We start from the raw sequence: 26,733 nt of genomic DNA on the forward strand, positions 1-26,733 counted from the left end.
CCCGCATGCGCCCTGCGCATGCTCAACCGTGTGGAGTACCAACATGTCTCACTTTCACAACCGCTGGTCCGCTGGCGCCGTCGCCCTGTCCGCCGGCCTGCTGCTGGCCGGATGCGGCGGCCCCGACCACGACCGATCCACCGCCACCGAGGCGGATGCGGTGACCGTGTCCGACCAGTGGGTCAAGGCCGCCGATTCCGGGATGAGCGCCGCGTTCGCGCAACTGGCCAACACCGGGAGCGGCGCGGTGCGGATCGTGTCCGTGTCCAGCCCGGCATCGACCCGGATGGAACTGCACGAGATCGCCGCCGGCGCGGACGGCGCCACCGTGATGCGGGAAAAGCCAGGCGGCGTGACCATCCCGGCGGGCAGCACCCACCCCCTCGCCCCCGGTGGCGACCACCTGATGCTGATGGACCTGACCGCACCACTGACCCCCGGCGCCACCACCACGTTCACCCTCACCTTCGAGGACGGCTCCGCCACCACCTTCGACGCCCAGGTGCGCGACTTCTCCGGCAACCAGGAGAACTACGATCCCGCCGGCGGCCACGACACCACCCCCGCCGCCGTGACCGCACCCCGGCACGGTGGCTGAGTCCACCACCCCACCCGCCCGCGGCCTGAGCCGGCGGCGCCTCCTCGCCGGGGGTGCCGCCGCGCTCGGGGCCGTGGGAGTCGGCTGGGGCGCACACGAAACCGCCGACCACCTCAGGCCCGACAGTCCCTCCGATGGTGGGCTGACCGAACCGTTCCACGGCCCCCACCAGGGTGGGGTTGCCACCGCGCCGCAGGCGCACGCCCAGTTCGTCGGCCTGGACCTGCGGGCGGGCGCGGACCGGGCCACGGTGGCGGGGCTGTTGAGGGTGTGGACCGAGGACGCCGCCCGCCTCACCGCCGGGACCCCGGCGCTCGCGGACACCGAACCCGAACTCGCCGCCACACCGGCCCGGCTGACCGTCACCGTCGGCCTCGGCCCCGGCGCATTCACCGCGGCATCGGTCGTCGACCGGCAGCCGTCGTGGTTGCGGCCGCTGCCCGCGTTCGGGATCGACGAACTCGACGACACCCGGTGGGGGCAAACCGATCTGCTGCTGCAGATCTGCGCCGACGACCCGGTGGCGGTGGCGCACGCGGCGCGGGTGCTGATCAAGAACGTGCGGTCCCTGGTCGCGGTCCGCTGGTCCCAGCGCGGATTCCGCAACGCCCGCCGCAGCCGGCCGGCCGGCACCACCATGCGCAACCTGATGGGCCAGGTCGACGGCACCACCAACCCCGGCCCGACCGAGTTCGACTCCCGGCACTGTCACGTTAGTCGAAACGCCTAGCAGCGACGCCTGTTTGGGGCAGGCTGTTACGGGACACCGCCGGGCCGTTCACTTTCAGGCGGCGGCGTCGGTCGCGGCGACATGCTGCCAGACCGCGAAACGGTCGGCCATCTCGGTACGCCATTCGGGTGCCGAGAGTCTGTGCCGGTTGGGCCGGAAATGCGGTGAGATGCCCGAGAAGGCGGACAGGAATCGTTGCGCGTGCCCGGGTGATTTGAAGCGCTTCATCGCATGTTCTCGCTGCCTGGTGGGTTGATGGGAGTTCTCGGCTCGATTGTTCAAATACTTCGACCGGCGATGCTCGACCGAGGCCAGCATCTCGCGGTGCGCCACCTGGTAGCTGGCGAGCTTGTCGGTGACGATCACCCGCGGCACGTACCGCAGCCCCTTGAGCAGCTTGCGGAAGAACCTCTTGGCTGCCTTCGCGTTTCGGCGGGACTGGACCAGCACGTCGAGCACGTTGCCGTCTTGGTCGACCGCCCGCCACAGGTAGTGCTGCGTGCCGTTGATCCGGATGAATACCTCGTCGAGGTGCCATTTGTCACCGGGCCGCGCCCGCCGTCGGCGCAGCTGGTTGGCGTAGGACTGCCCGAACTTGGCGCACCACCGCCGAATCGTCTCGTAGCTGACCGCGACACCACGTTCGAGCATGAGTTCCTCGACCTCACGGAAGCTGAGCGGGAACCGGAAGTACAACCACACGCAGTGGTTGATGATCTCGACCGGGTAGCGGTGGCCTTTGTACGACGGCATTGGGGTGGTCACGCCACATTCTCCCAGTTTGCCGCGTTCAACAACGTGACAGTGCCATGCGGAGGCCGGGCGCGACCAAGCCTCTGGTCGCGCCCGCCCTCCGCTCGGCAACTCATGCTTGCGGGTCGGTCTTCGTCAGGAAAGTGTTCCACCACCGACTGGCGTCGGAAACTCTCCCGGCCACTCATCAGGGCCCAGGAAGTACTGTCCGGAAGTCTTGTTGGTCCAGTCCTGGAAGTCCTGGAGCTTCTCCAACGTCGAGAGGTCAGCGCCTCTTCCTTCGGTCGCAATGCCGAGGAAGAAGTTCAAGAATCCCGCTCCTCCGGGTACGAAACATGTGAGAACGCGCGCGCCTTGCTCTCCTGAAATGTGGTAGTAGTGGGGGTAGTCCCTTGGCCCCCAGATGAAGTCACCTGGATGACCAACTTGCTTCGTGATTCCCTCCGGCTCGGCGACGTACAGGGTGAACTCACCTTCGAGGACGTAGAAACCTTCCTCTTCCAGAGTGTGGACATGGGGGAAAACGATGTCGGGTTTCGTCCACGCCACTTCCAACAACTCGAATAAGTCGCCGGTCTGATGGCCCCACGCGTGAAAGATCAGTTCCCCGCTCGTCATTGCGCCTCGATCGACATTCAGCACGAGTTTGTTGCGGGCGTCGGACTTGAACGGGTTGTTCAATTTCCTATCTGATTCATCGGGCATCAGCAGGCGAGCGTCGGGTGTACGCGGCCCACGTGCCATCGCAGGCCTCGTCGACGGAGGCGTGGCGTCAGGACCGAATACCCGTATTCCCAACTCGCGGAACGACTTCTCCGCCAATGCTGAAAGCTGTTCGGAAGTACTGGTGTCGACTCCGGCCTCCGCTTCGAAGAATTCCGGAACGAGGTCTTTCCCCGGCACGATGAACTGGAGGAGTTTCGCCGGCTGGTCACCGGCCTGGAAGCTGTGGGCCCGGCCGACCGGATGCCAGACGAACTCGCGCGGGCCGGCTTCGATCACCAAGTCGTCGTGAGGCATGAAGAAGGTGACGGTGCCCTCCAGGACGAAGAACCCTTCGTCCTCCAGCGTGTGCATGTGGTTTCCGGATTTTTCTCCCGGCTCCAATTCGTGCAACGCCACACTCAACTTTTGGTTGGTCTGAGAAGCTTCCGCGAGGACGTACGCGGCCTTCTCGGCATCGGCGCCGGTCTTGTATCTGACCTCCCGGCCGGGGGAGGGGGTTCTGAATGCCCCGTTGGTCACTGCGGGCTTGTGCTCAGTGGTCGTCATAATCATCCTTCTCTGTTGAGCACGGGCAAGACTCTCGCCATGTTGGATGAGCGGTTGAAGTTCCCACCTGTCCATGACTAATAAGGGGTCGGGCGTCGACTGAGTCGATGTTCGAATGCGCGCGCGACCATCTCGGCCTTCGGCTTCGGCCTACGACGAATTGCGTGACCGACTCCGTTGTAGTCGGCGGAGAACCTCGAGGCACGACACCCCGGAGTCGCTCCATATGGTTTGACCGACCTTCGAGAGGGCCGACATCGGCACCGCTGATGTCGACTATTGCCGTGCACAGCGACCGCCGACCATGCCGATCACGGTGTGGCTGGCCTTCGACATCGCGACCATATGCCAACTATGTATGCTCCACCAGATTCTAGGCACAAGATTCTGTCTTGCAGAACAAGGAGGAGCGGTGAAGGACCGGCCGACGTATGCGGTCACCAGCGTCGACCACGCGCTTAAGATCGTCACGATGCTGCAGCTCGAGGGTGAGCTCACAGTGAGTGTGGTTGCCGCGCGACTTGGTGTCGCGCGCTCGACCGCGCATCGACTGCTCCAGATGCTGGTCTACCGCGACTTCGCCGTGAAGGACGACAACCACGTCTATCGGCCCGGTGCGGTACTCGAACTGGCGGCGTATTCCCGACCCCATGCAAGCCGTCTACGAGCAGCGGCGATGATCCACCTACGGCGGTTAGTCGACCTTACAGAGGAGACCGCGAACTTAGCGGTGCGAACGAATGACCTCATTCGATTCATCGCCGCTGTCGAGTGCCAACAGGTACTTCGCGTCAGCTCTCGAGAGGGGATGGTGATCCCTGCGCACCGCACTGCCGCTGGCCTCCTGCTTCTTGCCCCCCTCAGCTCACGCGAGTTGGAGACGATGTACCCAGACGGGCCGGAGACCGACTCCTATGGAGAGCGTCCAAATCTGCGTATGCTCCGGCGCGATCTGCAAACCATTCGTCGCAACGGCTTTGCAGTGAATGTGGGTAGATTCGAGAAAGACGTTGTGGCAGTGGGCGTGCCGGTTCGCGGTTCCAGTGGGGATCCGATCGCCTGCCTGACGATCTCCATGCCGAAATCCCGCTACATCGCTACATCTCTGCCTGCTTTCGTAACAACGTTGAACGCCGCCGCAAAGGCACTTGAAGCAGATCTCTCCGACCATCCTTCAGCCGACGACCAGCCACTGAACGCCTGATAGATTCGGCCCCTTCAATGTGCGACTGCAACTAGAGCCCGCCACCACCGGTGGTCTCACACGCGGCGAAGACGCGGCCGAGACGACGCTGACTCAGGTTCGGCGAGTACGCGATGTCCGCGATCGAGAGCTCCAGGTGGTCGAGATGGGCTCTCGATAAGGGCCGTGGCCACAGTGTGCCGCCCGCGCGCAGGTCGACCCTAGTGCGGAACATAATCGGGTACTAACATTGTGCCGAATGTACCCATGTGCGGAGACATGGCTGAATGGGAAGGAGTCGGTGGCTGCCGCCGCTGGCCACAGCCCGGTGACAAGTGGCATCTCGACGCGGGGTTCTTGACGATCAATGAACGAGTGGCCTTTGAAGCCAGAAGCAACCCACGGCTCTATCAGTAACAGCCACAGCATTGACTGCCGCGGCAAACGCGCTCACAGCAGATCTCTCTGTCCACTCGTCAACTGGTGACCAGCCGCTCGACGCTTGACGCGTTCTCGTCTGCCCTCCTCGGCGCAGCGCCTTGATCCCGGCGGGTCGCATGACCGGCCTCTGGGTCCCTTCCGGCTTCGGCGTGGTCATCGCCGCCGCCATCGCGCGAGGCCGCCACGGTCGATCGCCACACCATCCAGCCGTTCTGCGGTAGTTGGGACTACCAGGTATGGGCAGGGTACTCAGGTGGATGCTAAAGTACCCAAGTGACGCGGGTCACGATCCGACGGAAGTCCCCGACGCCGGTCGGCGGCCGCCGGCGCTTGTTGGCTGGCCGAGGATCGCGCGTGCACAGGGTTGGCGAAGCCAACTGGCCGGGACATAAAGGGAGGCAAGATGACCCGACGACTCCCTGCGGCACGAACGACGTCGACCTCAGAGGCATTCACAAGACTGATGGCCGTCATCACTGAAGAACACGCGAAAAGTAATTGTGAACCGCCGCAACCTGGTCTTATATAAATGACGTGGATCACAGCGCCGGATGGGCTCCGGACACCTGGGAATTGCCCGCAAGTCCAAGCGGAACAAGGACCGGCGAGGGCTGAACCGCACCGCGTTTGCTCCGCCCGCACGGAACCCATCTGTGTGGGCGACGTCTGAAACGCGAACTCATCGGTGTCAGGAGGGCTCCTAAGTTCCTCCCGCTCCGGAAAGAGGTCCGTCCGCCACAGGAACAACCGATGTCACGCCACAACGGCCGGTGCAGTCGAATGCGATCAGCCTGTCGATGCGGTGGTGGATCTGGAGTCACCAGATCGAGGACGGTACATATTCGATAGCCTCCGCCGGTTCGGCGGAGAAAAGTCACAGGAGAAGGTATGACAATCCTAGTTTTGGGCGGCACTGGCAGAGTGGGAACTCACCTGGTGAGGAATCTGACTTCGCAGAACGAAACAGTGCGCGTTCTCGTCCACAATCCCGACCGGGCCGCACTCGTTCCGGACGCCGCGGAGGTGTTCGTCGCGAACATCCTCGAGGACCCCAACGGTGCACGCGCCGCGTTCGGGGGTGTCGAGTCCGTGTTCATGCTGAACGCGGCGACGGACCACGAAACCGTTGAAGGGTTGCTGGTCCTCTCCATGGCAAGGGCAGCAGGGGTCAAACGCTTCGTCTATCAGTCGACGCACAGTCTGGCCCACCTGCACCACATCCCGCACCTGGGAGCCAAGCTTGCTATCGAAGCGGCGTTGAAGTCCTCGGGGCTCGATTACACGATCATCAGTCCGAACTTCTTCTTCCAGGCAGATGAGGATTGCCGTTACGCAATGCTCCAGCACGGCTTCTATCTCAATCCGGTTGGAGACGTCGGCTGTTGGAGGGTCGACGTGCGCGATATCGCTGAAGCAGCGGCGAAGGTCCTGACCTCCGACGGCCACAGTGGCAGGAACTACGCGCTCATAGGGCCCGAAAACCTGACGGGACCCCAGTGTGCCGAAAAGTGGAGCCGCGCCCTGGGTCAACCAGTTCGGTACGAAGGAGATATCAACGTGTGGGAGGCTTCGATGGAGCCGTACCTCACGAGCTGGATGATCGAGGATGTGGGCGCGATGTTCTATGAAATCGGACTGCACGGGATGCTCGGAAACGTCGATGAACTCGACACTCTCACCCGCCTGCTGGGTCGGCCCCCGCGCAGTTACGACGACTACATCAAGGAGAGCGTTGTGGCGTGGCGGGAACCAGTCTCTTAGAAGCCCGACGGCCCCCGGGCGTGCAGTCTCCATCATCGAGAAGGGAACGTAAAGTGAAGCAGAATGAGCAGATTGTTACAGACTTTTTCAGGGACATGTCTGCCAAAGGAATGCAGCAGGCTGTAAAGGGATACGGGACAGATGATTTCACCTGGTGGATCAACGGCCTGGGCGACCTCACAGATCAGATCCCGAAGCTGAGCGAAGCGTTCGCGAAGCACTTCGACGAGCGTCAGATGCTGATCAATCCGATCCGAATGATCAGCGATGGAGACTTCGTTGCAGTAGAGGCCAAGTCGGGTAGCCGGTTTCGCAACGGAGATGCGTACGAAAACGCAATCTCCTACTGGATCACATTCTCAGGAACCAAGATCTCGAGCTTGCATGAGTATCTCGACAATGTTTATGGCACCGAAGCGCTCGCTCCCATCTTGGCCGACGTCTACTCCGACGCGCAAGCCAACTGAATCATCTGCCCGGCAAGTCAACTGAATCATCTGTCCAGCAGAATGTGCGCTCCACCCCGGTCGCATCTCACGGACGCGCATTCGGATCTATTCATCCGTTTCGTTGTATCTCAGGGCACGGACGTCTTGACGCTGGTATCGCCACGCGCGTCCTGCTGCCCACCAACCCAGAAGAAGGTCTCCATCATGCCCGAACAAGAAGGAAAAGTCGCTTTCATCTCCGGAATTGCCCGGGGCATCGGCCGCGCCACAGCTGTTCGACTTGCGTCCGAAGGGGCCGACATCATCGGCCTCGACATCGTCGAGCCGATCGCCTCGCAAGGAGGACCGGCTTCCACGCCTGAAGATCTCGAAGAAGCGAAGCGGTTCGTCGAGAAGTTCGGGCGCCGCATCATCGCCCGTAAGTGCGACGTGCGCGACCTGGACGCAGTCACTTCGGTGGTGGACGAAGGGGTGGCAGAACTCGGAAGACTCGACGTTGTCGTGGCGAATGCAGGAATTCTGGGAAATCCCGGACCCGTCCAGGAAATCTCCGCCGAAGAGTGGAACAATGTCATCACCAATAACTTGACGGGACATTTCAACACTGTTCGTGCCACGGTTCCGCACCTCATCGAGGGTGGACGTGGAGGCTCTATCTCGCTCGTGAGCTCGGCCCTCGCGCTACGTGCACAGCCCAATCTTGCACCATACATCGCAGCGAAAATGGGCGTTATCGGACTGATGAAGACGCTGGCCCTCGAACTCGGATCGCACTCGATCCGAGTTAACTGTGTTCACCCCACGTCCACAGCTACGCCGCTGCTCTTGAACGAATACAACTACAAAGCATTCCGCCCCGACCTCGACGCCCCAACGCTGGAAGACGTCGAACCCATTTACCGGTCGCTGAATGTCTTGCCGGTGCCGTACGTCGAAACCGAGGACATCGCCAACGGAGTTGCGTTCCTTGCTTCTGACAAAGCTCGTTTCATCACTGGACTCACATTGCCAGTCGATGCCGGATCTGTTCTTCTTTAATTCGTTCCGGCTGCGGCAGAGGAGAAATCATAAGTACCGAAAAGGGTAATGCGGTCGAGACCTCGACCGACCCAAGTGGACGGCAAAGTTCAGGCTCCGCAATGGATGTGGACATCTTTGCCGAACGACAGCCTCCGGGACATCTACCCGGTGTGGTCCACTATTCGCGAAGCGGGCAGCGTAGTCCATCTTCCCGCCAGTGATGCCTGGATTGTGACGGCGCAGTTGAAAACCGCGCGATGCCAGGGGCCCTTTTGTGCTTTTGGTGCCGCACGTTTGACACCATCCATGCACCCGGCAGTTTGCGTACCCGCAGGAGCCCTGCGACGACCACACCCGGGCACGTGACGCTCCTGGCCTCTCCTCATGATCGACGGAACAGGCTGGATCAATCTGCGGCTGACTCCGCCCAAATCCATAGAACGGCGCCCAGGCCACCCGCCGAAACAAGTCGGCGGGCGCGCACTGGCAAGAAGCCCCCCTTCGTGTACGAAGGGGGGCCTTGGGTCTTCTTCCTTGTTGCGAGACAACAGGCCGGGAAGTGGTGGAGCCGTTTGTTCTAGATTCTTGTCGTGGTCTCGCTATGGAGTAAGAACTGCGTGAGCACTTGCAAGAGCTCATCCGGATGATCGATGTTGGGCGCATGCGTGCAGTCGAGTTGTTCGACTTCGCAGTGCGGTAACACGGACTGCAACCGCGACGTCCATTCCGGTTCCAACAACGGATCGCGCTTCCCGCTGACCAGCAGCACCGGCGACTCGCAAGTGCGCAGCGGCTCGGGCCATGAATCGGCCGCTTTTGGCAGGCGCAGGGCGTCTGGCAATGCGAGTGTCGGTGCCTTGACCGCGCGGTAATGTCCCGCCGTTGTCGCTTGCTCCAGCCGCTGGTCTACGTGCGACGCGAAGTCTTGCCCGTCATCGATCAACAGCCGAACCACCCTTTCGAGGTCCGCCCGTGTCCCGTCCCACCACCCGAGCTCGTCGAGGGCCAGCTGAGTCCGCCAAGGCCCGCCCGTTCCGTTGATGCTGGCGACAGACTTGATTTCTATATCGGCGATGTCGGCGGTATGGGTGCCATAACCGGCGGCACGAAGCGCCAGCGAGCCGCCAAACGAGTTCCCGATCAGATGAATCGCTGACGTCACCCCGAGGTGACGCAACAAATCAAAGACGTGACGGATGCGAAAATCGTAAGGGGATTCGCCCAAGAACACGGCTTTGTCCGTAGCGCCGAAACCCAGGAGATCCGGCGCTATGACGCGGTATCGCTCGGCGAGTGGTGCCGCAATGCGCTCCCAAGTGACGGAAGCGCTTCCACCCCATGCGCCATCGTGAAGAAGTACCAGAACTGGGGCATCCGCAACACCGAAATCGTAATATCGTGTACGAAACGACCCCACCCTCTCGAATTTGGCAGGTGAAAGCGAATCCATCATGATCGTGCGGCCCCTGCCGAATGCGCCGTACCCGCTGTCACTGCAGCCGGCGTATAGGTGTAATCTTCGGCGTTGAAGTGGTGGGTGACTCGCCAATACTCGATGGTACTGAATGGCCAGTTCTGGGACACGCGGCCCGACGAGCTCTTATACCAATTTCGAACGCCTTGTATGCCCCAGGCCATCATTTCGTTACCTTCATCGACACGCCGATTATATGCTTCATAGGGCTCGACGGCGCATTCCAAGCTTCCAGGTCCTTGACTGGCCAGCGTGTTTATGCAGTCCATGATGTGTTTCATCCCCAACTCGGAAAACATGATGATACTGCCGTTCAGGACCAGGTTGGTATTGGGCCCATACAAGCAGAAAAGGTTGGGAAAGTTCGGGACGGTGATCCCGAGGTACGCGCGGGGATCCGCGCCCCACTGTTCATGAAGTTCTTTTCCGTCGCGCCCGATGATCTGCATCGGTGCGAGGAAGTCGGAGGCCTTGAAACCAGTGCCGTAGATGATCACGTCGACCTTGTATTCTTCGCCGGACTCCATCAGGATCCCGTCCTCGGTGAGACGCTCGATCTTGTCGGTCACAAGAGAAACATGGTCCTGGTGCAGGGTCCGCGCCCAGACGCCATTGTCCCGCAGCATTCGCTTGGAGTATGGAGGGTAGTCCGGGATGACCTTGTCGATCAGATCGGGGCGGTCCGTGTACTGAGCTCGGATGTGGCTCTCCAGAGCGAGTTTGAGCTGGTAATTCGCCTCCGAGACCGAGTCCGATCGCTGCCAGTCGCTATCGACGACGGCGAATCGACGCATTCCGTCGACGGCGATCCAGAATTGATAGAAGCGAAACCAGCTGTGGTAGTGGGGCAGGTTCTGGAACAACCATTTGAGTCCTGGCGCGATCTCGTCGTGATACGCAGGTGCCGGCAGCGCCCAGGGTGCGCTGCGCTGCATGATGAACAACTCACCGACCTCGTCTGCGATCGATGGAATGGACTGGTAAGCGCTGGCTCCGGTCCCGATGACCGCTACGCTCTTACCGGCGAGGTCTACGCTGTGGTCCCATCGCGCTGTGTGGAAGGCCGTGCCCTTGAAACTGGCGGTACCCGGAAAGTCCGGGATGGACGGCTGATTCAGCTGGCCCACGGCGCTGATGAGGATATTGACGCGTTGGGTGGCGACGCCTTCTGACGACCGCATCGTGACTGTCCAGACGCAATCGTCCTCGTCGTACACTGCCGATATGACTTCGGTGCCGAAGACAATCTTGTCACGTAGTGACAGGCGATCGGCAACGTCGCGGAAATACTCGTGGATTGATCTCTGCGTAGAGTACTGATGATTCCAGTCACTCTTCTGAGCATATGAATAACTGTAAGCAAAATTGTTCGTGTCGAGCCGGCATCCCGGGTAGCTGTTCTCGAGCCAGACACCACCTACGTCTGCGTTGCGTTCGACAACCGTGAAATCAACGCCGGCCTGGTCCAAGCGGTGGGCAGCGATGAGCCCGGACATGCCGGCGCCGATGACCAGTGCAGAGAGGCCGCTCGCGTTGTCTAGGTCATCAGAACGTTCGAGTTCGGCAAGGCCAAGTTCCTTCAACAGCAACGGCTCGTAGTCGCTCTTGGTGTCGCCGGTGATGAATCGCATCAACCGACGGAGAGCGGCGTCGTCAATGCGATCCGCCGGAGCGCCGGCCCCTCGAAACTTCCGAACACAGTCGAGAGCGAGGCTTCGTGCACTCTCTTGCTGTTCGGGGGCCAGTCCGCCTTGTGGCGCCATCGCGGCACCGGATATCCGTACCTGTGGACGCAACTCATCTGGTACCAGACTCATGTCACCGGTGACGAAAGCAAGCGCAGGTAGCAGAGAGGGCAGGTCAGCGTCTCTGAACGCCTGTATCAATGTGTCGTCGTCCGCGGTGAAAATTCCGGGCACAACGTGGGGGGCAACCATTGAGGACTCCTCGATGAATATCTGTTTGGGGGAGTGCGGAGAATGTCTGGACGCGAGTGACAAATGCGGACTCACGGTCACGACCGACCCTCGTGAACTTCAAGTTCATTCCGTTGAGATCGTGGATGCGACTCGGCTGGTGCGCTTGTACCGATATGCCGACCCCCGTTGAGATCTCCACCAGGCAGCCGGTGGGTCGCAACCGGTGCGTTACCGAACTCATCCCGTGATTTCGATACTGCTCCATTAGACTGCGTCCGCTGTACTCCGACAACCCATTCGAGAGCGACGATCGGTGATGGCTGGCATCATTGTCGTGGATGAAGCGGGGGTCGACCCGTAACCCCATGGGCCGTCGGCGCGCTCGGTCTGCTGAAACGCAGTGGGCGTACGAGGTGGTAGATTGGGCTGGTTGCGGATGTCGCGGGGAGGGAGAACGTTGCCCAGGAATCTGTACGGGGTGGATCTCAACCTCCTGGTGGCGCTCGAAGCGTTGCTTGTCGAACGCCACGTCGGGCGTGCGGGCGACGCCCTCGGAATCACCCAGTCTGCGATGAGCAATACTCTGGCCCGGTTGCGCAAGACCCTCGACGACGAAATCCTGATCAGGACCGGTCGGGAGTGGCAGCTGACGACGCGCGCGGTCGCTTTGCAAGAGCCGCTGACTCGGCTCTTGGCCATCGTGCGGGAAGAGGTTCTCAGTCCTCTCCCATTCATCCCAGCGTCGTCCGAACGGTGCTTCCACATCGCCACGGCCAATGCCGCCGCGGTGATGCTGGTCGCCCCCCTCGTGAAGGTCCTGGAGCGCGAAGCCCCCAACATTCGGATACAGGTCGTTCCCATCGGGGAACCGAGCAACACTTTGCTGACCCAAGCAAACATCGACTTGGTTCTACTGCCGGAGCACTACGGAATCGCACATTCTAATCAGCGCCTGCTGTCCTTGGAATGGGTATGTCTGGTGGATCGCGATCATCCTTTTGAAGGGGAGCGATTCGACCCGGTGTCGTTCAGGCAGTACCCCCACGTGGTGTACGAGCATCGAGGCGTCCCGGTGAATGCGCAGTCTGCGCTGGTCGCCGCCGGTCTTGGTAACGACCGCATCATTGTCGATGACTTCATGGTCATCCCGTTCCTGGTGTCCGGCAATCATCACATCGGTGTCATTCAGGACAAACTGGCGGAAAGAGTAAATGCCGGTGGTCAATTTCGAACCATAGCGCCGCCGATAGAGTTGCCGCGTGTGAACATAAGTATGTATTGGCACTCGCAGAATGACAGAGACCCGGGAAACCTCTGGGTCAGAGAGCGGCTGGCCGAAATCGGCCAACAGCTCAACTCTTAGCCGGAGCGCGTTGCGCAGAACCAGTGGATGCCTTTCAGCGCAGGGTATTCGCGCTGTGAATGTCTAGTATTGATGATCGAGGTTTGCGCACATCGCCGCTCGGATCTACGGTGAGAGATGTGTGCAACTCGCGATGAGGTACTCATCCAGGGGCGTACTTGTCTTCCGATGTGCAGCACGGGTTTTGGGTAAGCCCAGGACCACTAGTGCGGCGTGAGGTAAGTACCTTGACAGTCGGTGCGAGGACGACTGGCGTTCCCCGCATATCCCTCGCCGGCGAGGAACCCGCAGTTCCGAGGGCCTCCTAAATACGATTAGAGGTGAATATCCCGTGAACGCTCGTGAATGTCGCCAATGGCGCCAGAGGCGCCGCGCCGGTTGGGTGGAAGCCAACCGCACCCGGACCCATCCTGACAGCGAGGCGGAGCGCCTCATAGGGTTCGCCAGGATGTGGGTGCCGTACGGGGGTGCTTCCGAGGAGGAAATCCTTCTGCAGTTCGGGATGACGCGGCGCCGGTTCCTCGAGCGATTGTGGCAGGTCATCCCGGAGTCGACCTGCTCCGAAGCCGAGATACACAGTTTGGTGGACGCATACCCGCGCCCGGCGCGGTTCTCATCTCTCCCGTAAACCCGCGGCGATCTGAAACGTCGACTTCGCATGTCAGCTGACGACCTGACGGTCTCGGAGAACTTGCGAGAAATCAGTGTATGTACCCCCAAGCAGGACAAAATGTGGAACAGCCTTAACGACAATGACATCCTCGATTTTGCGTTGCTCTGGGATCCGCTTGGAGGGCCCTCTCCGGAAAACGTTGCGAACGCCTTCTCAATCGATATGAGCGAGTACAACTACAGGCTCCGAGGCGCCGCGAGGTTTCAGTTGGCCCGACTCGAGCAAGGCACCACCTCTCCCGGGCGCATTTATGGGCTGTCGGCACTTGCAGCGCTCGCACGTGATCTCAGCAATGCGCGGCGTCGGACATCACCCGGTCTTGATCTGGGTGACCGGTGACAACTCGACCGTCAAACTACTTACCCCACGCTGCACTAGCTGGATCCTCGAACGACCGATTGTTCTGATTCCCTTTGTTGTTAATAGCTTCACAGCGTGTACTTTGCGTAGACCTGACGGTCGATCGCCCTAAGGAGCCGACATGACCACCACCGATGCCGGGCAGAGTCCCGGTAGCGGGTCCCGTTCCGGGCTGGAGACAACACCAGTGGGCCAGAGGCGATACGCCGGTGTCAAAGCGAATCGCATCAGTACATTGAGGGCGCACACGTCTGGGGTGATGACCATCCAACCGCAGTCGCGCGCGGTTCCCGGGAGTCGAGATGGCAAGGCATCCTTCCTCCGGCCGAGAAGGCCTCGCTTCCTTCCGGTCTTCCCATGGTCCGATCGTCGAACGACTGCACTTCAACCGAACGCTGACCGAGGGTTCAGCACAGTGTCTGTAGGAGACAAATCATGAAACTCCTGAGCTTTACCACACTCGATGGGCGCCGCGGCGTCGGCGTGCTCACCGAGGAAGGAGTCCGCGTTGTGGGTTCCGATCAAGATCGCGACGCGGCGGCGAACGTCAGCCCGATGCGGGCGTTGCTCGAGCGGACAGCCGGTGATGTGCAGGCAGTGGCGGACGAACTGCCGTCCGCAGAGCTGATTTCCCTCGAGGACCTGACGGTAGACGTGCCTGTCCCGGATCCCAGCAAGATCATTGCCGCTCCGGTCAATTACGAGAACCACAAAGTCGAGATGAACCAGAGTGTGCACATTTCGGCGCTCGGATTGTTTCTGAAGTCTCCGCAATCACTCCTCGCACACGAATCGACAGTCAGGTTGCCGTACACCGACAGGCGATTCGACCAGGAAGGCGAACTCGCGGTCGTCATCGGTAAGAAGTCGAGGGGGGTCGCGGTCGACGGTGCGCTCGATGTGGTGGCCGGGTATTCCCTGCTGTTGGACATCACCATGCGTGGTGGCGAGGACCGTTCGACACGTAAGTCCTTTGACACCTTCACCCCCATGGGTCCGTGCTTGGTCACGCCGGATGAGGTTGGCTCCCTTTCCGACCTGCAGCTCACGTGTGCGGTGGATGGCCAGTTGCGGCAGTCTGCGCCGATCGCCGACCTGATTTGGGGAGTGCCGCAGCTGATCGCGTATGCCTCCTCCGTGATGACTCTGCTTCCCGGCGATGTCATCGCAACAGGGACGCCGGCCGGTGTGGGTCAGGTCCGCGACGGCCAGGACATCGCTGTTGACATGCAGGGCTTCGATACTCTCCGTGTCAAGGTCAGTGACCTGGGCGCTGTCCCTTGCCCGACCCGAGGTGCTAGGCAGGGTCCGGTCGCTCCCAGCTTCTCGACACCGGTCTCGAAATAGCGAGGGCGGTCGGCAAACTCGCCGGGGACGTCGCGGGTCCGTCAGCTGCGGGGGCGCGCGACGGCACGACCATGTCACCTGGCCGCTCGATGTGGTGTCCATGTCACGTGACGAATCAATGCACAAATGCGGGGGGCGTACCAAACAAGTGGAGCGCGCACTACCGTCGTAACTATCACGCTCTTCATAGATCGGTGGACCATGTCAAAGTTTGTTCCAGTAGCATCCAGCCGTACGATCCTCATCGACGGGATCAGAACCCACTACCTGGAGTTCGGTGACGGGCCTCCGCTGGTCTTGCTGCACGACGGCAGCTATGGTTCGTCGGCCGAACTGTCCTGGTATCCGAACGTCGAGGCTCTTGGGCAGTCCCACCGTGTGATCGCGCCGGATTGGTTGGGTTTCGGCGGTACCGACAAAGTGCACGACTTCGGGGGTGGTCGCGCTAGGCGTCTCTGGCACATGTCGCGTTTTCTCGAGGTGATGGATCTCGGTCCCGCAGTTTTCTGTGGTGTCTCGATGGGTGCGACGCTCTTGCTGTCTGTTGCGGCCGGCAGCGAATACGCATGGCCGATCAAGGCAATCGTTTCGGTGTCCGGAGGCGGGTTCATACCTTTGAACTCTGCACGGGCCGCGACCCTTGACTACGACTGTACCTATGAGGGAATGCGCAAGATCGTATCGCATTTCGTGTTCAATCAAGATCTGCTCGACGATGAAAGATTGGTCAAAGCCCGCTACGAAGCTGCAATCGAGCCCGGCGCGTGGGAAGCTGTCGCGGCTGCCCGATTCAAGGCGCCAACTGTGAGCGAACGTGCGGATTTCGGGCAGCAAGACACGATCCCTTATGAACGCATCGACGTACCTACCTTGCTGGTCGCCGGCGCAAACGACGAATTGCGCGAGCCCGGTTATGCCGATGAACTCCGTGAACGCATTCCCGATTGCGCATTGCTGACGCTCGACAACTGCGGACACCTACCTCAGATCGAGTACCCCGATCGTTTCAACGACACGGTTGCCGCATTCTGCGCACGGTAAGGTGGCGCATCCACAGGACCACACGCGCGACAGCACGTCCCGCCGGCACTCGGATTCAGATCCGCTACGAAGCCGCACGAGCACAGGCGGCGTTCGTGGCGGTCATGGGGGCGGGTCGGGTGTACCTGCTGACCATCTGACCTGACCGCAACGAGCTTCAGTGTTCGCCTCCGCAGACAGCCAGACGGCCGATCCCTCCACGGGGTGGCGCGGAAGCCGTTTTGAGACCGGCGATTCCGCCCGCCCCACATCCGTCAGCCAGCAACTGTGCCGCTGTGTCAGAGCCAGGTCGGCAGAACCGGGACCCTGGGATTCGCCGCGCCGGCCGGTCGCTGACGCAACAGGCGTCCACTGAGGTAAGCGACCGTATCGGCGAGGGATTGGGTGACGGTCTGCGCCTCGCCCGGACCGTCGAGTTCCCAGCGGGACGAGTCATCGTCGACCTCGAGTGCGAGCGCCACGGCGGGCGACGTGTGGCGCTTGGCCACGATGTCATCGCCCAGGGCCCGAAGGAAGTCGACGCCTAGTTCGTCGAAACCGATCCCGACGGCGAGGTCGACTGCGTGCACGCAAACCTCGCGTGAGCGCATCCAAGGGACCTCCGTTGCCGGGACCACTCGACCCTGCGCGGTGCACACCGACTTGTCCCACTGGGAGTCGGACAGCTCCTCCATCGCATGGGCGAGTGTCGTCGCCGACGCGCAAATCCACGAGACCAGTTCTGGGGTAGTCAGCGTCGCGCCTTCCTCGATGCCGCGCGAACGATCGTCGGGCGAGGCGTACATCGGGCTCTCTACTCCCGTCCGGGCCCACTGCACCAGATTGCCGAGGGCGTCCGCATTGGCTGCGACATGCGCCACGACGTGCCGCCTGCTCCAGCCCGGTAGAATCGACGGCATCCAGACCTTCCTCGTCGAGACGGTCGACGCCGGACAGGAACAGCGTGGTGCCTTCCGGCATCCACCGGGCGCGCATCGGAGAACGATCGGGTCACTGCGTCACGGCCCGATTGGTGCACGCGCCGAGACCTTCGACTGCCGTAACCACGGTTTCGCCACCGACGAGGTACACCTTCGGATCGCGTGCGTGACCGACGCCTACCGGTGTGCCGGTGGCGATCATGTCGCCCGGATTGAGCCGGATGACGGTGGACACATACGTCACGAGATGGACCGGATCGAACAACAGTGTGCCGGTGTTGGCGCGCTGCATCACCGTCCCGTCCACGGTCGTGGTGACTTCGAGTGCGGGACGCACGCCCCCGACCTCGTCCGGCGTCACGAGGCACGGTCCGACCGGGGTGGACGAATCCCTGATCTTACCTTGTGTCAATTCGATGGTGCGGAACTGCCAGTCGCGCACCGACACGTCGTTCATGACTGTGAACCCGGCGATCGCGGCTCACGTCGCGGCGTCGTCAGCCCGACGCACCTGCTGTCCGATGACGAGTTCGACTTCCCAGTCGAGCGCGTCGGTTTCCGCCGGTTTCACGATGTCGTCACCAGCACCGATCAGCGAGTCGGCAAGCGTCGGGAAAAGAGTTGGGTGACTGCGGAGTTCGGATCCATCTCCTTGATGTGGTTGGTGTAGTTGCGCCCGACGCACACGACCTTCGACGGGTTCGGCACCACGGGCGCAAGGTCCGCTGCCTCCAGCGGATAGGTGGTGGCCCCCCGGCGTCGACAGCCGCGATGTTGCGCCAATCTGGTTGTGTTAGTGGTTCACCCAGGTCTTCGACGCCAAGGTCGAAGAGCCGATCCCCCTCGAGTCGAACGGCACGCGTCTGGCCCTCGGTGCGGATGGTCACGAGCTTCATCGGGTGATGTTCTTCCGGTTGAGCTGGAGTGCCTCGAAGATCGGTGCGTCGGAGAATCGGAACAAGTCGAGCGCTCCGGAATCCGAATCGGAGTGACCCGCCTCGGATTTCGCCGAGAACGGGGACCAGGATGGCACGACGAACAGGTCGCCACGGGTCACCGACCAACTGCGGTCTCCGACCGTGACGACCCCGGCTCCGTCGAACACCTGGTAGACGCTCGAACCGGTCTCGGACACGGGTGCGGTTTCGCTTCCGCGAGCGATCCGGTGGAACTCGGTGCGCAGTGTGGGCAGCACGTCCCCGCCGGTATGGGGGTTTGTGTATCGCACCGCGGCGTGGCCGGGCTCGACTGTTCCACCGAATCCTTCCGCTGCGACGGCTAGTTGGTCGTCGAGCGCGCGGTCCGTGTACTCCCACTTGTACGACAACAGGGGAGTGCCCGGCGCGACCGGCGTCGCTGCGATCGGACGCAGGCCCGGGTGACCCCACAGGCGTTCGGAGCGCGAACGTTCGGGCGTGATGCGTTCGTCGTCGTCGAGCTGATCGCGTCCGTACTCGAAGAACTGGGTCTCGTTGGTGTACTGGAACGGGACGTCGAGGCCGTCGATCCACGCCATCGGCCGGTCCGTGGCGTTGTGGTGGGCATGCCAGTTCCAGCCGGCCTGGGGCAGGAAGTCACCTCGATTCATCGGTACCGCGTCGCCCCCGACGACAGTCCAGACTCCCGACCCCTCAACGACGAAGCGGAACGCGTGCTGGCTGTGACGGTGCTCGGGCGCATCTTCACCGGGCATCAGGTACTGGATGGCTGCCCACAGGGTGGGTGTGGCGAACGGGATTCCGTCGAGCCCTGGATTGGCCAGTGCAATCGCGCGTCGTTCACCTCCGCGGCCGACGGGCACGATCTGCCCGGCCTGTTCCGCGAGGCGGACAAGATTCTCCCACCGCCACAGGTGGGGGACCGCACGTGACCGCGGATGCGGTGGCATGAGATCGCCGATCGCGGTCCATAGCGGGATGAGCAACTCCGACTCGAAGCCGCGATAGAGCTCTTCGAGTGCGGGGGTGACATTAGGCTGGCCTTGGGCGTTGACTGCTTGTAGCCGGACGGGGTTGTCGAGTGTGCTCATGGTGAAACCATGACGCAAGAAGCACCAAGCAGAACACAATATTCTGTTATACAGAATTGTGCGACCATGCCGCCGAAGAATCCGCCTGCATACGCCATATCGAGTGTCGACCACGCACTGCGGCTGGCAGCGATGTTGCACCTTAAGGGCGAGCTGACGGTGGCCGAGGCCGCAGATCGACTGGGGGTCGCGAGATCAAGAGCTCACCGACTCCTGCAGATGCTGGTCTACCGCGACTTCGCCGTACGGAGTCCCGACCGGCGCTACGGTGCCGTGCCGATCCTGCAGTTGGCGGAACACTCCCGGTCGGCCACTGCTCGACTGCGGTCAGCCGCCCTGCCGCATATGCGACGGCTGGTTAGAGCTGTCGACGAATCCGCGCACCTGACGGTGCGCACCGGCACCGAGGTCCGATTCATCGCTTCGGTGGAATCGACGCAGGCCCTGCGGATGGGCTCACGCGAGGGCATGGTGTTCCCGCGCACCGCACGTCGGGTGGTCTGATCCTGCTCGCCGAGCTCGGCGAGTCCGAGTTGACGCGGTTACTTGATTCTCTGTCACCCGGAGAGGCTGCGAATGGGTCCGGCACCACGGCCGACCACGCCTCGGCCGACCCTGAGCCCGCACGACTACGCACCGAGCTGGTGCGCGTGCGCCGTCAGGGCTTCGCTGTCAACCGGGGACGCTCTGAGCGTGGCGTCGTGGCCATCGGCGTAGCTGTGCGCAACCTGGAAGACAAAGCGGTGGCAGGACTGTCGATCGCGATGCCCTCCGTCCGGTATGACCCGCAGTGCCTGCCCGCCCTCGTCGCCACGCTCATGATGGCTGCCGACGGCGTCCGAGCGGACCTCGACTGACGTGTTCTCGCCTCGCGAACGGTTGATCTTTCTCAGGCTCTGCTGTCGATAGGCACTCGTACGCTTAACGATTCGCGAATTCCATGATTGCTCAAAGAACCAGGTGGCAATCTGTGTGCGCGAGCTGAAGTCGAGTTTGGCCAGGATGTGTTCGACATGACTGCCCACAGTTCGGGGTGAGATGACGAGGGACTCCGCGATGCTGCGGTTGCTCAGGCCCTCCGCGATCAACTCGGCGATCTGTTGCTGTCGAGCTGTCAACGGATTGCCACGCACGGCTACGCCGGCTGTCGGCACCGAATCGCCCAGGGCCAGACCGATTATCCCCGGCAAGTCCAGCGGAGGATGGTCTGCTCGAGGACTTCCGGATTCCACCGTGCCCAATCTGTGCGCCAGCTCTTCCGCCGTTCGCGAATAGTCCTCGGCCATGGGCGGTCCGAACGCCTGAGCCGTCGTGCCGAGCGCGTGCCAACATTGCACTCGCGTAGTGTGCCAACTGGGCTGTTCTGTCGAGCTGCCCGCGAGAGATCGCAAGCATCGCGTAGTTCTCCAGAAGGTGCGCCGTGCACAAGGGGTCCTGGAATGCGCGCTGCTGTTCAAGCGCTTCCTGGATGAACTCCTCTGCATCGTCGATTCTGTTGCGCATGCGGTGACAGAGCGCGCCTCCGGCCAGCGCATAACTGCGTGCCCACTGTTTACCGTTCTGGTCAGCCAGCGCCAAAATGCTCATGCACGTTTGCAAGCCGCCCGCCGGATCCCCGCCGTAGGCCTGCGCGTGGACCAGGGGGAACACGGCTATGAGCTCCGCCGCGTGGTCGCCGGCCTGTCGGTGCGCGTGCAACGCCTGCTGAAGGCGACGAACTGCTTCGTCGAGATTCCCGCGGAAGAGATGATAGGGCCCTGACCATTGATCGACGTGAGAACGCATCTCAGTGTCACCCGCCGATTCCGCCGCCCGGCGGCATCGCTCCAGGTAGACCAAGGCGGCGTCGGAGTCTCCCGAGGCCAGGGACACCCACGCCGCCACCCACAGTGCGCTGCCGGTGGTGTCATCGTCTGCGAGCAAGCGGTCGAACCATCGACGGCCATCGCTGAGGTGTCCGCCGGCGATCCAGTGGTAGCGCAGAAGCGAAGCAAGCTCGACTCCAGCTTGTGACTCGCCTTCAGCTGTGGCCGACCACTCCAGTGCGGCGATGATGTTGGCGTGGTCGTGCCTGACGTCAGCAAGCGCCGGAGCCTGGCCCGGGGCACACCACCCGTCCACCATCCGTCGCGCTACATCCCGGTAGTGATACCGATGGACCCGTTTGAGCCGCCCGAGCTCCGTCGGGTGTCGATCAACTCGGCGCCGTACTCGCGCATGCTCATCAACTGCCGATAGCGAACCAACTCGTCGGTCCGCTCGACACCAAGGACTGATTTGTTCACCAACCGATCGAAAAGCGAGCATCGCGCCGAGCGGGAGGTCTGCCGTCCCGCAGATCGCCTCGGCAGCCGCGAGGTCGAAACTGCCAGGAAAGAACGACAATCGGGCCCAGAGCTTTAGTTCCTCCATGTTGCACAGCTCATAGCTCCAGTCGACCATCGCGCGCAATGTCTGTTGGCGCGGCAGCGCGCTCCGATCTCCTATGGAAAGCAGCTCGAAGCGATGATGCAACCGTTGAACGAGGGTTGCGACGGATCTCGCACGCAGTCGGGTTGCAGCCAGCTCGATGGCCAGCGGGATCCCGTCGAGTCGGGTGCGGAGCTCCACGATTGCCGCCGTATTCCGCGGCGTGAGGGTAAAGTCCGGCACCACGTCGTGCGCGGTCGACGAAGAGGGTGACCGCTTTTGCGCTGTCAACGGTGCCGGGTCTCGTTTCACCTATGGTAGGTAGCGATAGGGGGCGGGACCGAGCGCGCTGCGGCGTGGTGGTAGCTGCATGCTTGTCGTGAACAGCGTGTCCACAGCTTCGATCCCGCCAATGATGTCCGACACTTTCGCGGACGATGCCGCACGGCGGCGGTGGTGGTGGTGTTCTCCGGGCGGCCAGCCTGCGCGCTAGTAACCCTGCATATTCGACCGCTGCATAATGATGTCCGCCCCGGGCGAGCGTGGCGAACCCAGGCCGGTCGATAGCGTGGTATTTCTCGCAATTTCGGTAGTGCGGCCAGATCAGAGACGTCATAGCTGAATTTCGAAGGTCCAGCGTCCATCAAGAAGTTTTGGGACCGCCATCCGGCGCGAAATGAAATGAGACGCTGGATCACCCATCCTCCCTGATCGACTGAACGATCTTTCAAGCGTATACCACAAGCCCAGGAGATCACGGCGTAGATTTCGACCGAACAGCACTTTGAAAAGCATTTATGAAGTGAATGTCAGACATTTGCATGATCTGTTGGGATGAAAGTTATGAACGTACATATGATGAGGCTCACAGAGCTAGCTGATCCTCAGAGCGGAGGAGTACTTTGGCCGCGTACACGCGCCGCCTTGCATACGAAGGGTACCCAAAGGGTATCCGCGCCAGCACGGTCTCACTAGGCGTCATCAGCACCCTTTCGTCGAAACTCGACGCCGAGTACGCGTTCAGAATTCGAGGAAGCTGCCGAGGTGAAAACGACGCTCGTCCGCACGGCTCACCGCAAGACGTTCGTCTGGACGCTCGTCTCTCGATGTTTCCGATGTGGCGAGCTGGGTCACCGACACCTGCTCTGACAGAAGAGGGCGCGCCAGTTCGTGGTGACCGCAACCATGATTGAGCTCTCCTCCAGCGTGTGCCGGGACGTCAGAAGTCCCGATCTCTTTACAATCCCTGGCGGTTCCGCCGCGCGGACGGCGAGTGCCGTTCCGGACACGCTTGAGAAGCTCGCTCCGACAACGGTTGCACTTGTGTGAATCACAAGTCCGATCACGGGTCTCTCGCGAGATTGCGACCATTCCGTGCCCTAAGTCCCTCCTATCCATACCTACCAACCCGTCTATCCCTACCCACGCCGGAGATGATCACATGACCACCACTGACAGCACGCACGTCACGCTGACGGACCATCCACCAGCAGTGACGAACGGGGCCTTCAGGACCCCCGCTCCAGGTCGTGAAGTCACTTACACTCTCGACGGCGAGCAGAAGTCGCTCTTCGTCCTCGCCGAGGCCAGCCAGACCAACCGGCGACTCACCGTCGCCGTGCACGAACTCGCCCCGGGCGAGGACTCTGGATTTCACTTGCACTCGCTCGAGGACGAGGGTTTCTACGTCCTGGAGGGCACTGTCACCTTTGACATGCCGCACGACGATCTGGTGATCGAGGCAGGACCGGGCGAGTTCGTGTGGCACCCCATGGGGCGTGCGCACAAGCTGCGGGCGGGTGCTCAGGGGGCCAAGGTCCTGCAGTATCTCGTGCCAGGCACCGATCTCGTGCCCAAGTTTTTCGAGGAGGCCGGCGCGACGGCCCTCAGTGTGGCTGAGTTGGCCGAGAAGTCATTCCGGGAGTTCGGCGTTCGCGTCTTCGGGCCGGAAGGTCCCCCGCCGTCGACCCGGCCGGCGCTGTCCCGCGGTCCGTTGACCCCGGACGCTCGCCTCTTGGGGCCCACCGAGATCGATCGAATGGTCAATGCGCCTTTCAAGTCCGATCCTGACAACAAGTACGAGCTGAACGTCGGCGGGGGCCAAATGACCAGCACCGAGCTCATCTTCCACGCCTGGGGCCACCAGACCGGTGATCTTTTCGATCTGCTCGAGGTGGCGTGGTCGGCTCCAGACATCGTCTTCCCGCACGTTCACACGCTGGAGGAGGAAGGCTTTTACATCCTCGAGGGCGAGTTCACTCTGTACGTGGCCGAGCCCACCGGAGTGACCAAGCAGGTAGGACGGCCCGGGGACTTCGTGTGGGGTCCGCGGGACTACCCGCACTACTACCACATCTCTGGAGAGTCCGGCGCACGTGTGCTGACCTGCCTCGTCCCGGGAGGTGGAGGATTTCTGAACTTCTTCTACGCGCTCGCCACTGAGAACAGGGGCGCCGACCTCTCGACCCCCGAGAAGCTCCAGGCCTACATGGAGTGGGTAACGAAGACCAGCGCCAACTATTTTCTCGGTCCTGACGAGTGGCCAGGCGTGTTCCCGGTGAAAGACCTCAGCTGAGTTCCTCGGTGGCGATCTCTGTGGAGGACTGCCAACGAGGATCAACGGAGTTGTACGACAGTCCGCTCTGAGCCGCTATACGCACAGTGGTCACGGCGTCGGCCAGTCGCTTCGGTCTCGCCAATCATCGCGCCCGTATTCTCCTCCGCCTCCGGATGCTTCAGAAGGAACAGGATGTTTCATCACATCATGAGGTTTTCCCTCCAAGACGGACTGACAGTTGCAGAACGCGACGAAGTATGCAGGCAGATTCGCTCGCTGGTAGATCTGCCGATGGTGATCTCGAGCTCCGTATGTCAAGATCTGGGGAATCCCGCCAACGGCTTCTCGCACACCGCTATCGTGCTGTTCGAGGGATCGGCCGATTATCTGAGCTACCTCACGGACCCCGACCACGCCGTCATCATCGACTTCGTCATCCCTCGGTGGAAGAAAGCAATGTTCTGTGACGCGTCGGACGAGTTCGATCCGACCCTCTATGATCGAATTCGGAAAACCATAAGCGAGATGGCAAGCACGCCAAAGATTATCGAGCACATCGCAGCGATAACGGCATGAGTGAATTCGGTCGTCCACGACTCGCGCCGCATCGGAATGGCTAGGCAGGAGACTCGTCGTCCTGGTAGGTCTCGCGGAAGGTAGCGTCCCATTCTCCTTCTTCGGGGTCGTCCAAGAAGCATCGCCGACCATGAGCAATTGGGGTTCGCGAAACGAACTGGAGAGGTGCTCGCCCTAGCGCAGCGTGGAGACCTCATCTCGTACATCGAGGAGCATTCGCTGATGCGCTCAAGACAGCGCCCGAATCATTGTGACATCCTCGGTCGCGCTGCGATTCCTTCCTTTGACAGCATATCCGCACTCCGCTTCGAAAGCTGCGGGCAGCAGTCTAGTGAAGCGGCGAAAGATCTGGAGCAGAAGGGTATTCGAATCAAAGCAATCGCACCATCGGCGTTCGATACCAACATCGGTGGGCCCCGACTCAGCGATCAGCCGGAAATTGCCGCCGCGTTCTCGGAGGACTCGGCCGTCGGCCGGCTCGCGCAGCCGAAAGAACTCAATACGCCAGCAAACTCTGCGGGCTCCGTAGAGACGACGAAAGGAATTCAGTCATCGTGACCGATCGACTCGCAGGAAAAGTGTCAGTTGTGACCGGCGCCGGAGGGGGGCTCGGTCAGGCGGCCGCCCTGACATTCGCCCGCGAGGGCGCCATTGTCGTCGCCGCAGAACTGAATGCGGACTTGCTCGCGAAGACCGTCGAGCTCGCGGAGGCTGCAGGAACGCCGATTCATACAGCGACTGTCGACCTGACCACCGAAGACGGTGCCCAGGGCCTGATGAACGGCGTTGTCCAACAGCACGGTCGCATCGACAGCCTGATCACCGCCGCCTCATTCGTCGATTTCGCTCCGATCGGTGAGATGACACTCCCGCAGTGGCAGCACACGATGAAGGGCGAGCTCGACACCGTGTTCTTGTCGATCAGTGCTGCGTGGCCACACATGGTCGCGCAGCAGAGTGGGTCGATCGTGAACTTCGGTTCGCTTGCGGGATGGCGCGCGACAAGAGGCCTCGGGGCCAGCGCACATGCCGTCGGAAAGGGTGGCATGATCGCTTTTTCTCGTCAGCTCGCCCTCGAGGGCGGTCCTCACGGCATCCGTGTGAACTCCATTTCTCCGGGGGTCATCGAGACCCCTGGGGGGCGGGAGGCTTTCAAACACGTGCCGGCGTTCGAAGAAGGCGCCCGCACCAAGACGATCATCAACCGCCTTGGATCCCCTCAGGACATCGCTTGGGGACTGGTCTACCTCTGCTCCGACGAGGCGAGCTGGATCACCGGAACTGATTTGAGCATCGACGGTGGAGCCAGTGCTTGGTGAAGTCCGCCGATCAACCAACGAGTCAACGGCAAATCGTACGTCGTCGAACGACTCCCTCGAAAGTGCAGTCCGTAGCGCGAACAGAAGACACTGCATGTCCATCAAAGATGAGGACTTGTGCCCGGACGCCCCGTCCAGCAGCGGCCGGGCACCCTCTACCACGCAGGCAGACGGGCCGGAGGTCGACCTCGACATCTTCGACGAGGCGAATGTCAGCGATCCCTGACCGTGCTCACAGCAGTGCCACGCCCGACGCCGGCCAGAAACTCACTCGCAGTCGGCTGGAGAGCTTGCTGCATCGCAGCGGCCGCCGCAACGACCCGGGCCTGTCGACCACGTCGTTGATCTTGGCGAACGGGAACGATCACTCCGAGAATGCTCTACGCGCAGTGATTAAGTCGTTGCGCGACGTCGTCGGCCCCTATCGCCGGGTGTGGGAAGAGGACCGCGGCGAGGACTATCCCCTGTTTGAGGTTGACTGATGCCGCCGACACCGGACGGCCTCCGGCGACTATCCACGGCCGCGTACCCAGCAATGG

24 protein-coding genes and 3 pseudogenes are annotated in these 26,733 nt (G+C 61.8%); 19 read left to right on the forward strand and 8 right to left on the reverse strand.

Translation table 11 applies throughout. From position 1 onward, the window contains the following. The first annotated feature begins 43 nt into the window (after nt 1-43). Both H0B43_RS35310 and H0B43_RS35315 read left to right on the forward strand, forming a co-directional pair. Nucleotides 44-598: a copper chaperone PCu(A)C gene (locus tag H0B43_RS35310; protein ID WP_185723755.1), complete on the forward strand. Its 555-nt coding sequence runs from the start codon at nt 44-46 to the stop codon at nt 596-598. Beyond that, nucleotides 591-1,295, forward strand: a pseudogene (locus H0B43_RS35315) (Dyp-type peroxidase); the annotation flags it as partial. The gene H0B43_RS35310 and the pseudogene H0B43_RS35315, both read left to right, overlap by 8 nt. A gap of 87 nt (nt 1,296-1,382) precedes the next feature. Here H0B43_RS35315 and H0B43_RS35320 read toward each other — a convergent pair. Continuing rightward, nucleotides 1,383-2,081, reverse strand: coding sequence for an IS6 family transposase (locus H0B43_RS35320; RefSeq protein ID WP_185729657.1), 699 nt, complete (start codon nt 2,079-2,081; stop codon nt 1,383-1,385). A gap of 135 nt (nt 2,082-2,216) precedes the next feature. Next, nucleotides 2,217-3,353: a cupin domain-containing protein gene (locus H0B43_RS35325; RefSeq protein WP_185723753.1), complete on the reverse strand. Its 1,137-nt coding sequence runs from the start codon at nt 3,351-3,353 to the stop codon at nt 2,217-2,219. Between the two features lie 412 nt (nt 3,354-3,765). Here H0B43_RS35325 and H0B43_RS35330 point away from each other — a divergent pair, with 412 nt between their 5' ends. The 4 genes from H0B43_RS35330 to H0B43_RS35345 all read left to right on the forward strand — a co-directional run bounded on the left by H0B43_RS35330 (nt 3,766) and on the right by H0B43_RS35345 (nt 8,225). Further along, a complete protein-coding gene (locus H0B43_RS35330) occupies nt 3,766-4,557 on the forward strand; it encodes an IclR family transcriptional regulator (RefSeq protein WP_312033613.1) in 792 nt (263 codons plus the stop codon). Between the two features lie 1,308 nt (nt 4,558-5,865). Next, entirely contained in the window at nt 5,866-6,738 is an 873-nt protein-coding gene (locus tag H0B43_RS35335; protein WP_185723752.1) for an SDR family oxidoreductase, read from the forward strand. 53 nt (nt 6,739-6,791) lie between these two features. Further along, entirely contained in the window at nt 6,792-7,205 is a 414-nt protein-coding gene (locus H0B43_RS35340; protein WP_185723751.1) for a nuclear transport factor 2 family protein, read from the forward strand. Between the two features lie 186 nt (nt 7,206-7,391). Continuing rightward, nucleotides 7,392-8,225 carry a mycofactocin-coupled SDR family oxidoreductase gene (locus H0B43_RS35345; RefSeq protein WP_185723750.1) on the forward strand — a complete coding sequence of 278 codons (834 nt, stop codon included), beginning with the start codon at nt 7,392-7,394 and terminating at the stop codon, nt 8,223-8,225. A gap of 559 nt (nt 8,226-8,784) precedes the next feature. On the opposite strand, the gene H0B43_RS35350 is transcribed toward H0B43_RS35345, so the two are convergent. Together H0B43_RS35350 and H0B43_RS35355 are read right to left on the reverse strand one after the other, a co-directional pair. Beyond that, on the reverse strand, nt 8,785-9,660 hold the full coding sequence (locus H0B43_RS35350; RefSeq protein ID WP_185723749.1) for an alpha/beta fold hydrolase: 876 nt from the start codon (nt 9,658-9,660) through the stop codon (nt 8,785-8,787). Further along, on the reverse strand, nt 9,657-11,618 hold the full coding sequence (locus tag H0B43_RS35355; protein WP_185723748.1) for an NAD(P)/FAD-dependent oxidoreductase: 1,962 nt from the start codon (nt 11,616-11,618) through the stop codon (nt 9,657-9,659). Before H0B43_RS35355 ends, H0B43_RS35350 begins: the two co-directional genes overlap by 4 nt. 460 nt (nt 11,619-12,078) lie before the next feature. Between H0B43_RS35355 and H0B43_RS35360 the strand changes: the two genes are divergently transcribed. The 4 genes from H0B43_RS35360 (at nt 12,079) to H0B43_RS35375 (ending at nt 16,384) form a co-directional block, all read left to right on the forward strand. Continuing rightward, complete coding sequence (locus tag H0B43_RS35360) at nt 12,079-12,963, forward strand: LysR family transcriptional regulator (RefSeq protein WP_185723747.1); 885 nt, start codon at nt 12,079-12,081, stop codon at nt 12,961-12,963. A gap of 658 nt (nt 12,964-13,621) precedes the next feature. After that, nucleotides 13,622-13,975, forward strand: a complete 354-nt coding sequence (locus H0B43_RS35365; protein WP_185723746.1) for a hypothetical protein — start codon at nt 13,622-13,624, stop codon at nt 13,973-13,975. A 456-nt stretch (nt 13,976-14,431) separates the two neighbouring features. After that, nucleotides 14,432-15,343: a fumarylacetoacetate hydrolase family protein gene (locus H0B43_RS35370; RefSeq protein ID WP_185723745.1), complete on the forward strand. Its 912-nt coding sequence runs from the start codon at nt 14,432-14,434 to the stop codon at nt 15,341-15,343. A 201-nt stretch (nt 15,344-15,544) separates the two neighbouring features. Continuing rightward, a complete protein-coding gene (locus H0B43_RS35375; protein ID WP_185723744.1) occupies nt 15,545-16,384 on the forward strand; it encodes an alpha/beta fold hydrolase in 840 nt (279 codons plus the stop codon). A gap of 278 nt (nt 16,385-16,662) precedes the next feature. On the opposite strand, the gene H0B43_RS35380 is transcribed toward H0B43_RS35375, so the two are convergent. The 3 genes and pseudogenes from H0B43_RS35380 to H0B43_RS35390 form a co-directional block, all read right to left on the reverse strand. Continuing rightward, nucleotides 16,663-17,283, reverse strand: coding sequence for a maleylpyruvate isomerase family mycothiol-dependent enzyme (locus H0B43_RS35380; RefSeq protein ID WP_213015335.1), 621 nt, complete (start codon nt 17,281-17,283; stop codon nt 16,663-16,665). Between the two features lie 91 nt (nt 17,284-17,374). Beyond that, nucleotides 17,375-17,989 (reverse strand): annotated as a pseudogene (locus H0B43_RS35385) (fumarylacetoacetate hydrolase family protein). A gap of 207 nt (nt 17,990-18,196) precedes the next feature. After that, a complete protein-coding gene (locus H0B43_RS35390) occupies nt 18,197-19,333 on the reverse strand; it encodes a cupin domain-containing protein (RefSeq protein WP_185723743.1) in 1,137 nt (378 codons plus the stop codon). A 9-nt stretch (nt 19,334-19,342) separates the two neighbouring features. Between H0B43_RS35390 and H0B43_RS41000 the strand changes: the two genes are divergently transcribed. Both H0B43_RS41000 and H0B43_RS43330 read left to right on the forward strand, forming a co-directional pair. Then, nucleotides 19,343-19,837, forward strand: a complete 495-nt coding sequence (locus H0B43_RS41000; RefSeq protein WP_213015336.1) for a helix-turn-helix domain-containing protein — start codon at nt 19,343-19,345, stop codon at nt 19,835-19,837. A 2-nt stretch (nt 19,838-19,839) separates the two neighbouring features. Beyond that, complete coding sequence (locus tag H0B43_RS43330) at nt 19,840-20,190, forward strand: IclR family transcriptional regulator C-terminal domain-containing protein (RefSeq protein ID WP_397517551.1); 351 nt, start codon at nt 19,840-19,842, stop codon at nt 20,188-20,190. Between the two features lie 159 nt (nt 20,191-20,349). Here the strand turns inward: H0B43_RS43330 and H0B43_RS43335 are convergent. Next, nucleotides 20,350-20,817, reverse strand: a pseudogene (locus tag H0B43_RS43335) (response regulator transcription factor); the annotation flags it as partial. On the opposite strand from H0B43_RS43335, the gene H0B43_RS42020 reads away from it, so the two are divergent. The 7 genes from H0B43_RS42020 to H0B43_RS35425 all read left to right on the forward strand — a co-directional run bounded on the left by H0B43_RS42020 (nt 20,747) and on the right by H0B43_RS35425 (nt 26,676). Continuing rightward, nucleotides 20,747-21,094: a hypothetical protein gene (locus H0B43_RS42020; RefSeq protein ID WP_252190875.1), complete on the forward strand. Its 348-nt coding sequence runs from the start codon at nt 20,747-20,749 to the stop codon at nt 21,092-21,094. The pseudogene H0B43_RS43335 and the gene H0B43_RS42020 sit on opposite strands and share 71 nt — an antisense overlap. A 2,089-nt stretch (nt 21,095-23,183) precedes the next feature. After that, entirely contained in the window at nt 23,184-24,317 is a 1,134-nt protein-coding gene (locus H0B43_RS35405) for a cupin domain-containing protein (protein ID WP_185723742.1), read from the forward strand. A 189-nt stretch (nt 24,318-24,506) separates the two neighbouring features. Then, on the forward strand, nt 24,507-24,875 hold the full coding sequence (locus H0B43_RS35410; RefSeq protein ID WP_213015337.1) for a Dabb family protein: 369 nt from the start codon (nt 24,507-24,509) through the stop codon (nt 24,873-24,875). Between the two features lie 138 nt (nt 24,876-25,013). Continuing rightward, complete coding sequence (locus H0B43_RS35415; RefSeq protein WP_185723740.1) at nt 25,014-25,433, forward strand: hypothetical protein; 420 nt, start codon at nt 25,014-25,016, stop codon at nt 25,431-25,433. Continuing rightward, a complete protein-coding gene (locus H0B43_RS35420; RefSeq protein ID WP_185723739.1) occupies nt 25,430-26,194 on the forward strand; it encodes an SDR family NAD(P)-dependent oxidoreductase in 765 nt (254 codons plus the stop codon). Before H0B43_RS35415 ends, H0B43_RS35420 begins: the two co-directional genes overlap by 4 nt. A gap of 94 nt (nt 26,195-26,288) precedes the next feature. Beyond that, the gene (locus tag H0B43_RS42635) at nt 26,289-26,420 is read left to right on the forward strand and encodes a hypothetical protein (RefSeq protein ID WP_282555421.1); all 132 of its coding nucleotides are present in this window, start codon (nt 26,289-26,291) and stop codon (nt 26,418-26,420) included. Continuing rightward, the gene (locus tag H0B43_RS35425) at nt 26,404-26,676 is read left to right on the forward strand and encodes a hypothetical protein (RefSeq protein WP_185723738.1); all 273 of its coding nucleotides are present in this window, start codon (nt 26,404-26,406) and stop codon (nt 26,674-26,676) included. The genes H0B43_RS42635 and H0B43_RS35425 overlap by 17 nt, the downstream gene beginning before the upstream one ends. The last annotated feature ends 57 nt before the right edge of the window (nt 26,677-26,733 follow it).

Source organism: Rhodococcus sp. 4CII (assembly GCF_014256275.1).
In the GTDB taxonomy this organism is placed as follows: Bacteria; Actinomycetota; Actinomycetes; order Mycobacteriales; family Mycobacteriaceae; genus Rhodococcus_F; species Rhodococcus_F wratislaviensis_A.